General features: G+C 36.3%; 9 protein-coding genes. 2 read left to right on the top strand and 7 right to left on the bottom strand.

Features of this window, described 5'->3' with window-relative positions:
* The 4 genes from AW165_RS15380 to AW165_RS15365 form a co-directional block, all read right to left on the bottom strand.
* Positions 1-328, bottom strand: a 328-nt coding sequence (locus AW165_RS15380; protein ID WP_155859645.1) for a 3-oxoacid CoA-transferase subunit A, incomplete at its 3' end; no start/stop codon positions are given.
* A gap of 350 nt (positions 329-678) precedes the next feature.
* Positions 679-1,395 (bottom strand): 2-C-methyl-D-erythritol 4-phosphate cytidylyltransferase, encoded by a 717-nt coding sequence (ispD, locus tag AW165_RS15375; RefSeq protein WP_060466328.1) that lies wholly within the window; start codon positions 1,393-1,395, stop codon positions 679-681.
* Positions 1,361-1,750: a cell division protein FtsB gene (ftsB, locus tag AW165_RS15370; RefSeq protein ID WP_005069056.1), complete on the bottom strand. Its 390-nt coding sequence runs from the start codon at positions 1,748-1,750 to the stop codon at positions 1,361-1,363. Before ftsB ends, ispD begins: the two co-directional genes overlap by 35 nt.
* Positions 1,751-2,025: 275 nt before the next feature.
* Complete coding sequence (locus tag AW165_RS15365) at positions 2,026-4,218, bottom strand: TonB-dependent siderophore receptor (protein ID WP_060466327.1); 2,193 nt, start codon at positions 4,216-4,218, stop codon at positions 2,026-2,028.
* A gap of 374 nt (positions 4,219-4,592) precedes the next feature.
* Between AW165_RS15365 and AW165_RS15360 the strand changes: the two genes are divergently transcribed.
* Together AW165_RS15360 and AW165_RS15355 are read left to right on the top strand one after the other, a co-directional pair.
* Complete coding sequence (locus tag AW165_RS15360; protein ID WP_060466326.1) at positions 4,593-5,273, top strand: hypothetical protein; 681 nt, start codon at positions 4,593-4,595, stop codon at positions 5,271-5,273.
* 370 nt (positions 5,274-5,643) lie between these two features.
* Positions 5,644-6,321 (top strand): DUF421 domain-containing protein, encoded by a 678-nt coding sequence (locus tag AW165_RS15355; RefSeq protein WP_060466325.1) that lies wholly within the window; start codon positions 5,644-5,646, stop codon positions 6,319-6,321.
* 83 nt (positions 6,322-6,404) lie between these two features.
* Here the strand turns inward: AW165_RS15355 and eno are convergent, their stop codons facing one another.
* From eno to AW165_RS15340, 3 genes are all read right to left on the bottom strand, one after another.
* Positions 6,405-7,694, bottom strand: a complete 1,290-nt coding sequence (eno, locus tag AW165_RS15350; RefSeq protein ID WP_002121066.1) for a phosphopyruvate hydratase — start codon at positions 7,692-7,694, stop codon at positions 6,405-6,407.
* Positions 7,695-7,757: 63 nt separating this feature from the next.
* The gene (gene kdsA, locus AW165_RS15345) at positions 7,758-8,615 is read right to left on the bottom strand and encodes a 3-deoxy-8-phosphooctulonate synthase (protein WP_017400378.1); all 858 of its coding nucleotides are present in this window, start codon (positions 8,613-8,615) and stop codon (positions 7,758-7,760) included.
* A 30-nt stretch (positions 8,616-8,645) separates the two neighbouring features.
* Positions 8,646-10,283 carry a CTP synthase gene (locus AW165_RS15340; RefSeq protein ID WP_002121060.1) on the bottom strand — a complete coding sequence of 546 codons (1,638 nt, stop codon included), beginning with the start codon at positions 10,281-10,283 and terminating at the stop codon, positions 8,646-8,648.
* Positions 10,284-10,345: the final 62 nt, after the last annotated feature.

Genomic DNA, 10,345 nt, shown 5'->3' with positions numbered 1-10,345 from the left:
TACGACACGCCAGATTACCTTGCGGTACCACTTCAAGCTCTACTTTTCCGGCACGGTACAGCTCATCAAACACATAAGAGTCGGACTGACGTGGGAAAGAACAGATGACTTTTTTAACTGAACCAGCCTTAAGCAGTTTAGCCAGACCGTAATCGCCATTACCGGCATTGTTGCTGACAATGGTTAGGCCTTTAACACCCAGTTCAATAAGACCGTCAATGAGTTCAGCGGGTTGTCCTGCGGTACCAAAACCACCAATCAGGATGGTTGCACCATCTTTAATCTGCGATAGAACCTCGCTAAGAGAGGACTTACTTTTGTCAATCATTAGACAACTCCATTGTGCTCATTGAAGAAGAGATAGGTAAGAGAGTTAGGCACACTGAGGCGAGAAGAATAGATAAATATTTCACTCAATCCCGAGTGTTTCCCTTAGATTTCCCTTTTAAACATTCTTGATAATTTTTATAATTTGATCTAGTAAGCTACATACAGTTTTGTTCGGTATAAATATATTTTGTTCGATGATCGAACATTATCTAAGTAAATTACTCAACTAATCTTATAGACTTGGGGTGTAAAAAAATATTAATTCTTATAAATAGATATGTAGAAATGAAATATTTACTTAGGCTATTTCTCAAATAAAACTACAAAATATTATTATGTATATCTATCTTAAGACTGTGATTGTAAAATTAAACGTGCAAGCTCTAAATCATCAGGATAAGTAATTTTAATATTATCAGAACGCCCCATTACAACCTGCACAGTTTCACCCATATATTCGAGTGCACTTGCCTCGTCGGTAATAGCAATGTTATTTTCTAAAGCGTATTCAATTGCCTTTTTGAGCTTCCCAATTTTAGCAATTTGAGGAGTTTGAGCTTGCCACAATGAATCCCGACTTACCGTCTTATTAATATAATTATCTACCCTAACCCGCTTTAACGTATCACGAACAGGAATCGCTAAAATAGCACAATGATTTGATTTAATTGCTTGTTCAACAAGGGTATTTAAACATTCAATTGTTACACAAGGCCGTGCTGCATCATGCACAAGCACCCAATCATTTTCGTCAGCAAAAGTTAAAAGATGATTTAATGCGTTTAATACTGAATGGACTCGTTCTGCCCCACCCATACAAAAATGGGCCTTATCCATATCATGAAATGCGAGAGTCTGAGCAAAGGTATCTTGGGTACCAATTGCCAGAACATAACCATTTAATGGAAGTTGACTTATGCGCCGAACAGTATGTTCTAAAACAGTCGTATTCTGAATATATTGATACTGTTTCAATTCAGTTTTAGAAAATCGACTTCCTGACCCTGCAGCTGGAATAACTGCCCATAATTTAGTCTGGGATATCTGGGGATGCAGGTGTCTCATTCGTTTCCAAATCAACTTTAGCGTTCGGGTCAATATAAATAGGCTTGTAATGGGTACTGATGGTACTCATTTGAACAAATGTCTCATGTGGTTTAACCAAACCAAGATCAAGGCGAGCATGTTCTTCTATTGCTTCTGTACCATTTTTCAGGTCAAAAACCTCTGCTGCCAAAATACGGTTTCGTTCTTTAAGCTCTTCATTTACTTCAGCTTGTTGCTGAATTTGTTGCATGAGAGCTTGATGAGGGAGATAACCACCCTCACCTAACCAAAATTGATATTGCAGTATGGCTACTAAAACAATAACCAGTAGCAATATCAGTTTGCTTGAAGTGGATCGAAATACTTCTAACATATCATTAAGATTTTTAATTAAAAACTTTCGTTAAGAGATTGTATTGTATAGTAATTAAGAAGTAGCATGCGAAATTCCTGCAAAAATTTAAGCAAAATTATTAATGGGCATATTACTTTAATTGACCATTGTGACATGTTTCATTTTGTCAAAAATGAATGGAATTTGAAAGGGAAATAATATTTATAAGTACAACTGCTTATAAATCAATCTACGCACAAAAAAGCCCTCTTTTGAGGGCTTTTATAAATCGGTTACTTATGAATATGTCTATATCAAAAATTATAACGAACACTCAGCGTTGCATTTCGTGGTGTTCCCCAGTTCATTGAGTTTTCACCAATACCTTCATAATATTTCTCATCAAAAATATTATCGATGTTAAATTGAAGTTTGATATTTTTATCTACTTGATAGCCAAGCATCGCACTTGCTAAAACATACGCATCTTGCTCAATACGAGAGCTTCCACTTCCCGTATAGTATTTACTCTTATAATTTAAACCAAGCCCTGCACTCCATTGATTAAGTTTGTACTTAACAAATAGATTCGAGGTTGTTCGAGAGTTTGTCGTATTAACCTTCGTACCTTTTGCATCTTTTGCTTCAAAATTAGCAATACCAAAGTTAATACCCCAATTGTCATTAATCTCGCCATCAGCTTCAAACTCAAAACCTTTACTTTCAACCCCATCTACAGCGCGATAGGCCTGCTCGGTAGTTTGTGTACCATTGCGAATAATGAACGTGTCAGGTATCGATTCAGCAAAATTAGACTGTTCTATTCGAAATACTGACAACGCTGTATTTAAACGCCCCCCAAACCACTCACTTTTTAAGCCAGCTTCATAACTCTTACCAGTAATCGGGTCAATATATTGATCATTTACATCTTTACGATCTTGAGGTTTGAAAATTTCTGTATAACTCGCATATACAGAATGATCTTGGGCAAAATCATAAATAGCGCCAATATATGGTGCTAATTCATTGTTAAATTCACGGTTACCTTTATCATTTTCAGATTTATATTTCCAGTTAGATAAACGTGCACCAGCAATAATTTTTAAAGGATCGAGAATTTGAAATTTACCCGCAACATATGCAGCAGTTTGTGTGGTTTCATTGAGTGCACCTCTGGTATTTAGTACCAGTGGCTGAAGTAATTCTTGCGCTATATCATTATAGTTAAGCGGGCTACCTAAATATTTTTCAATCTCTTTGTTTGCATTAGAACCACCAGAAAGATCTTTGGTTTTTTCATTCTTATTCCAAGATCCACCAATAATGATTTCTTGTGGGTGATTAAAAAGCATAAATGGGGCATTAATAAAAATATCAATATTGTTTTCTTCACTGGCAGCTTTTGCGCCATATACAGAAACATAATCAGTTTTATTCTCAGAATTATCATTTGGATTTTCTAATGGACTGGTGTTGGTTGCCTTGTCTACTCTTCCAGCTGTATATAGCAACATAGAGTCCGTATCTTCTTTGCGGAAGGTATAAGCAACATTTAAATTAACGTCATTAAATAAATTCTGTTTTAAGTTCGCAAACACTGCCGTTGTATTCACATCCCAATATGTCCAAGGTGCGCTTACTGTTAAGCTTCTGGAAAAATTAGTACGGGTCCCATCAGTATAAAACGCAGGTGTACCACCCCAGCGGATACCATCACGATGCAATTCTTGATAAGTAGCTCCAAGTGACATACTTGTTTTATCGCTCAGATCATAATCAAGGGCACCATAAAATACATTCCGTTCTTTCTCATAAAAATCCATAAATGAATTTTCATCAGAATGCTTCACAAACATACGTCCACGCAATGAACCATCAGCGTTAAGCGGTGTAGAAATATCTGCTGAACTACTCCAAGAGTTCCATGAGCCTAATGATGTGCTGACATTACCACTAAGTTCTTTTGAGTTTGCATGTTTACGAATCATGTTCAGCGCCATCGCTGGATTTCCCGCACCTGTGGTTAGGCCATTAGCACCTTTCACCACCTCGACGCGATCATAAATATCTAAATCAAGGTCCCCTGTACCTAAATTAATCGTGCTCGGTATTCCATCTATTAAGTAATAATCTACCTCAAAACCACGCGCATAAACTTTCTGACGCTCATCAGTACGTGACGTCGAAACACCCGTAATATTGTTCATTAAATCTTGAAAAGAATCGATTTTCCGATCATCTAAATATTCACGGGTTAAAACCTTCACCGACTGTGGTGTTTCACGAAGAGATAAATTTAATTTTGTAGAAGTATTTGTGCTTTTTGCTGTATAGCTGCCCGAACCTTCGGTAACAGCGGAATCTTCTTCTGCTTGCACTTTTATCGTTTCTAAAGTGGCTGTTCCATTTGTCTCATCTGCATAAACAATTGAAGGAGCAATTAAAGCCATAGCAAGTGCTAAGGGATGAGATGTAAACGCTTTTCTAAAGGGTGGAGTGTACATAAGAAAATTCCATAATAACCAATGTGCTGTGCGAGATTCCTTAGCCTTTTGCTACTTTGGTCCTTGTTACACAGCAGCAAAAGTCGGCACAAAAATTAACATGAATGATAATTATTATCAACAACATATTAATAATTATTCCTATTTGTTTAAATTAAATTATCAATGGTTCTAATCACTTATATATTCTCACTCTCTTCAAACCTTGTTTGGTCATCACATCTTTTAAATTTATTGCTCTTTCGATTAGCCAATAAAATGTTATGCAATAGTTTTATGATTAACTCAAAAAATAACAAACTAAACAGTATTTTCTTTTATATTTTATTATTCTTCTCAAACCTCTTAAGAGAGAATAAAAGGTACAAGTTGTAGTGCATAAAGTTTTAGCATTTTCTTTAGTAAGCTTAGGTTTGAGCGCTTGTAATAACCATACTGATGATAGTCCTTCTAAAATAATTAATACGAAGGACTATCAGAAGCAACAAAAATCAAATAATACTTATATATATGAATATAATGAGATTATGTATAAATTAAACATGGAACAAGACCAAACAACTGCTCACTTAAGATTTAAAAACTTATTGAAAAAGATACCTTCTAACGAGAACAATCTAAATATTTTAAAAACTAAACGCAAAATACTTGTACATTTAGGTTGTCTTAATGAAGCATATAGTGTTACCGAAAAAATACTAGCTAAAACAGATAGTTCAAAGCTACAAGAGATGCAATGTATTTTTTTAAGCAAAATGAAAAGAGACCCTTATCAAATAAAAGAATGCTATGAAAAAACTGCTAATAGTTATTTAACCGAGATAAATTTGATCCCAAAAGCTGCTTTAAGATATCAATATGCTTTATGGGGACACTATGCAGCGATGTTCAATGCTGGCCATATAGAATACAAAGACAAACTCCAAGAAATTATCGACTATCATAATATTGAAGATCACAAAAAAACATATCAGCAAATGTATAAAAATATTATGGATCCTCATGCTTTTCAAAAACGTTTAGATGCTATCCCCTATACCTCTAATTGTCGTTAAACTATCTTATTAAATATAATAAATTTTTTATTATTAATCATATTCATAGTCATATCTTTCTTAAGGAGAATTTATTTAATAATAAGAAACCACCCACAAAGTATATCTTTTATATTTTTTATCTCTCATGTAAATACAAGCTCATATAAAGTAAAAGTACTTTTTAATAGATCTACTTTGCAATAAATCAGCTTGGTCACGCTATCAACAGTAAACTCCTTTGTAGAGAATTAGTTGAAATAAATTTATAAAAAGTCACATATATTTCGAGCTTTTAACCAATAACTACCTAAAAAGTATATTTTTTTATTTTTTACTTTGTTAAGAATTTATAAGGATCTCTTCTAACTATTTTAATAAGGAGAAAAAAATGGATTTTTTTAATATTTTCATTGGTGACACGACTTGGAAATTTGTTTTAGAAATTTTGGTTCGATGTACCGTAATGTTCATCATCATTATTAGTTTTTTAAGATTATCCGGTAAACGAGGTATACGTCAGCTCTCCCTTTTTGAACTCGCAATTATTTTATGTTTAGGTTCAGCCGCCGGTGACCCGATGTTTACCGAAGACTTACCTATTGCCCATGCCTTCGTCGCGTTTGTTGTTATCCTTTTTCTTTATCGCTTTGCTACATGGAGTATGGTAAAGCATAAAAAAATTGAAGATTTACTAGAAGGAAAAGCGCTTTGTATTGTTAAGGATGGCCTTGTAGTCTACAAAGATTTCCAAAAACAATCATATTCGCATGATGAGTTTTTCTCAGAAATGCGTCAACAAAATGTTGAGCACCTTGGACAAGTAAGAACAGCCTTGTTGGAGTCGGACGGTATTCTCAGTCTGCTTTATTTTGAGGATGAAGATGTAAAATGGGGCTTGCCACTATTCCCTGATGCCTACATTAAAGCCGATGTACTGAAAATTAATACTTTTTATTCATGTATGAAATGTGGTGAAACAAAAATTTTAAATAAGATCGATCAAGAATGTACCCGCTGTAAACATCACAGTTGGGCTGAGTCTTTAAAAACACGCCGATTAGGATAATAAAAAAGGTGCTATTTCCTATTAAAAACAGAAAATAGCACCTTCAAATGTTAAAAAATTAATTTTAACTTTTTATTTAAAGATTAGTTTAAACCTTTAAATTCAGCTTTACCGCGGTAAGCAGCTTTAGTCAATTCTTCAATACGAAGTAATTGGTTGTACTTAGACACACGGTCAGAACGGCAAAGTGAACCAGTCTTGATTTGACCAGCAGCTGTACCTACTGCTAAGTCAGCAATAGTAGAATCTTCTGTTTCACCAGAACGGTGAGAAATAACAGTCGAATAACCATTTGCTTTAGCAAGATAGATTGCATCTAAAGTTTCAGTCAAAGTACCGATCTGGTTGTATTTGATTAAGATTGAGTTACCAACTTTTTCATCAATACCACGTTGTAAAATCTTAGGATTAGTTACGAACAAGTCATCACCAACCAATTGGATTTTATCACCAAGGATTGAAGTCAAGTAGCTCCAGCCTTCCCAATCAGACTCATCAAGACCATCTTCGATTGAGATAATTGGATATTGATTTACAAGACCAGCTAAATAATCTGCAAACTGATGGCTTGTAAATGCACGGTTACCTTCACCTTCTAAAACGTATTGACCGTTTTTGTAGAATTCTGAAGATGCGCAGTCAAGTGCAAGCATCATGTCTGAACCAGCTTTGTAACCAGTCAATTCAATTGCTTGTAAAATGATTTGAATTGCTTCTTCGTTAGAACGTAAGTTAGGAGCAAAACCACCTTCATCACCTACAGCAGTATTCAAACCTTGTTTCTTTAAAACTGATTTTAAAGAATGGAATACTTCAGCACCAGCACGTAAAGCTTCAGCAAATGAAGTGAAACCTACAGGCTCGATCATGAACTCTTGAATATCAACAGTGTTGTCCGCATGCTCACCACCATTTAAGATGTTCATCATCGGTACAGGCATTGTCAAAATTGTTTGACCACGAAGATCTGCGATGTATTGGAAAAGAGGAAGTTTCTTTTCTTCAGCAGCAGCGCGCGCAGCAGCCAATGACACAGCTAAAGTTGCGTTAGCACCTAATTTCTCTTTGTTTTCAGTTCCGTCAAGCGCGATCATTGTATTATCAATGTCTTTTTGCTCAAAAACTGATTTACCCAACAAAGCATCACGAATCAACGTATTAACGTTATTAACTGCTGTACGAACGCCTTTACCTAAGTAACGCGATTTATCACCGTCACGTAGTTCTAAAGCTTCACGAGAACCAGTTGAAGCACCAGATGGTGCACATGCACGACCAACAACCCCAGATTCTAAAATTACGTCTGCTTCGATGGTTGGGTTACCACGAGAGTCCAAAATTTCACGTGCACGAATGTCAACGATTTGGCTCATGAACAATTCCTCTTTGAATGAATATGAGCTGCGGTTAAAGCAGCGTAAGGGTTATAAAACAACTCAATGGGTGTCTAACTTTTTGAATCCTTTAACTAAAGTATCCAATTCTTTTATTTGTGCCAAGAACGGTTCAAGTTGCGACATACGTAATGCACAAGGTCCATCACATTTTGCATGTTCTGGGTCTGGGTGTCCTTCCAAGAACAATCCAGCCAAGCCAGTTGCCATTCCAGCGCGTGCCAAAGTTGTAATTTGAGCACGACGACCACCTGCTGAGTCAGCACGACCACCAGGGGTTTGCAACGCATGTGTCACGTCAAAGAAAACTGGCACATTCATTTCTTTCATTGTGTCAAAGCCAAGCATATCTACAACAAGATTGTTATAACCAAATGCTGAACCGCGTTCACAAAGAATAAGTTTGTCGTTTCCTGCTTCTAAACATTTATGCAGGATATGACGCATTTCATGAGGTGCTAAAAACTGGGCTTTCTTAATATTAATAATAGCCTGTGTTTTTGCCATCGCCTCGACAAGATCAGTCTGACGACTTAAGAAAGCGGGTAATTGAATAATATCGGCTACTTCTGCGACTGGCGCAGCCTGATATGGCTCATGCACATCAGTAATGATAGGAACATTAAAATGTTTTTTAATATCACCTAACCATTCGATACCTTTTTCAAGTCCAGGACCACGGAATGAATGCAGACTAGAACGATTTGCTTTATCGAAACTCGCTTTAAATACATAAGGAATATCTAAGCGTTTGCAAATATCAACATACGTTTCTGCAATTTCAAAAGCTAAATCTTTTGATTCAAGTACGTTCATTCCGCCAAATAATACAAATGGCAAATGATTTGCCATTTGTATATCGCCTAAACGTACAACTTCTTGTGGTTTTAATTGTGACATTTAAACTTTCCCAGTTTATTTAAAATCGCATTATTTACTTTTTTGATGCTGTGTTTTTGCAGCGTCAATAAAACTAGCAAATAATGGATGTCCATCACGTGGTGAACTTGTAAATTCCGGGTGGAATTGTACAGCAATAAACCAAGGATGTTCAGGAATTTCTACAGTTTCAACTAAATGTTGTGCTGAAGAGTAACCTGAAATCTTCATACCAGCTTGTTCAATCGACTCGATGAAACGGTTATTCATTTCATAACGGTGACGATGACGCTCAGTGATTTCAGCTTTACCGTAGACTTCACGTGTTTTTGTGCCTTCAACCAATTCAGATTTTTGAGCACCTAAACGCATAGTTCCACCTAGGTCAGACTCAAGGCTGCGTTGTTGTAATTCACCGCGCTCATCTAACCATTCAGTAATTAAACCAATGAGTGGATATTTTGTAGAACGGTTAAATTCTGTAGAAGAAGCTTCTGGCATACCTGCAACATGGCGAGCGTATTCAATAACAGCCAATTGCATGCCTAAACAAATACCCAAGAATGGGATTTTGTTTTCACGTGCGTATTGAATAGCTTTCATTTTGCCTTCAGTACCACGTTCACCAAAACCACCTGGAACTAAAATTGCGTCAGCTGTACTTAAAATAGATACGTCTTGGCTTTCAAGTTCTTCAGCGTTGACATAATCGATTTGTACTTTTACGCGATTTTTAATACCTGCGTGTAATAACGCTTCATTCACAGACTTATAAGCATCTGGTAATTCAACATATTTACCAACCATAGCTACACGTAAAGTGTATTCAGGATTTAGTAATGCTTCGACTACATTGTCCCAATCTTCTAGGTTTGCTTCTGGAAGATCATTAAATCCAAAACGCTCACAGATCAAGTCATCAACGTTTTGTTCATAGAATGTGCGTGGAATTTGATAAATCGTTTTCGCATCTTTACATACCACTACAGCACGCGCTTCTACGTTAGTGAACAATGCAATTTTGCGTTTAGTGTCAACATCCACATCATATTCAGTACGGCAGATAAGAATATCCGGCTGAATACCAATCGAAAGCAACTCTTTTACAGAGTGTTGAGTTGGTTTTGTCTTAAGCTCTGCTGCAGATTTGATATATGGCAACAAAGTTAAATGCATAAGCATGGTTCTTTTATGACCAAGCTCAACCATTAACTGACGAACTGACTCCATAAATGGAAGTGATTCGATATCACCTACCGTACCGCCAATTTCTACGATTGCAACATCGTAGCCTTCGCCTGCGCGAAGTACGCGTTCTTTAATGTTGTCGGTAATATGTGGAATAACTTGAACTGTACCACCAAGGTAGTCACCACGACGTTCTTTATTTAAAACGTCCTGATATACACGACCACTGGTAAAGTTATTAAGTTTGGTCATTTTCGCACGACGTAAGAAACGTTCGTAATAACCCAAGTCTAGATCAGTTTCGGCACCATCCTCTGTGACAAAAACTTCACCATGTTGGAAAGGGCTCATTGTCCCTGGATCGACATTAATGTAGGGATCCATTTTAACCATTGTGACTTTTAAGCCACGGGCTTCCAAAAGTGCAGCAACTGAAGCAGCAGAAATACCTTTACCTAGCGATGAAACTACACCACCAGTGACAAAAATAAAATGGGTCATTAAGTTTCTCGTACAATCAAGCCGAAATCGGCCTACAATGTTTGGCAATTTTACTGTACTCT

The sequence above is a fragment of the Acinetobacter sp. LMB-5 genome (assembly GCF_001541635.1).
Taxonomy (GTDB): Bacteria; Pseudomonadota; Gammaproteobacteria; order Pseudomonadales; family Moraxellaceae; genus Acinetobacter; species Acinetobacter pittii.
Note: the sequence above shows the minus strand (reverse complement) of the source record. Positions and strands in the feature narration are given on the sequence as shown.

What these genes read in the sequence shown, in the direction of transcription:
- ispD (WP_060466328.1), bottom strand. Translation starts at nt 1,395, where the DNA reads ATGAGACACCTGCATCCCCAGATATCCCAGACTAAATTATGGGCAGTT.
- ftsB (WP_005069056.1), bottom strand. Translation starts at nt 1,750, where the DNA reads ATGTTAGAAGTATTTCGATCCACTTCAAGCAAACTGATATTGCTACTG.
- AW165_RS15365 (WP_060466327.1), bottom strand. Translation starts at nt 4,218, where the DNA reads ATGTACACTCCACCCTTTAGAAAAGCGTTTACATCTCATCCCTTAGCA.
- AW165_RS15355 (WP_060466325.1), top strand. Translation starts at nt 5,644, where the DNA reads ATGGATTTTTTTAATATTTTCATTGGTGACACGACTTGGAAATTTGTT.
- eno (WP_002121066.1), bottom strand. Translation starts at nt 7,694, where the DNA reads ATGAGCCAAATCGTTGACATTCGTGCACGTGAAATTTTGGACTCTCGT.
- kdsA (WP_017400378.1), bottom strand. Translation starts at nt 8,615, where the DNA reads ATGTCACAATTAAAACCACAAGAAGTTGTACGTTTAGGCGATATACAA.
- AW165_RS15340 (WP_002121060.1), bottom strand. Translation starts at nt 10,283, where the DNA reads ATGACCCATTTTATTTTTGTCACTGGTGGTGTAGTTTCATCGCTAGGT.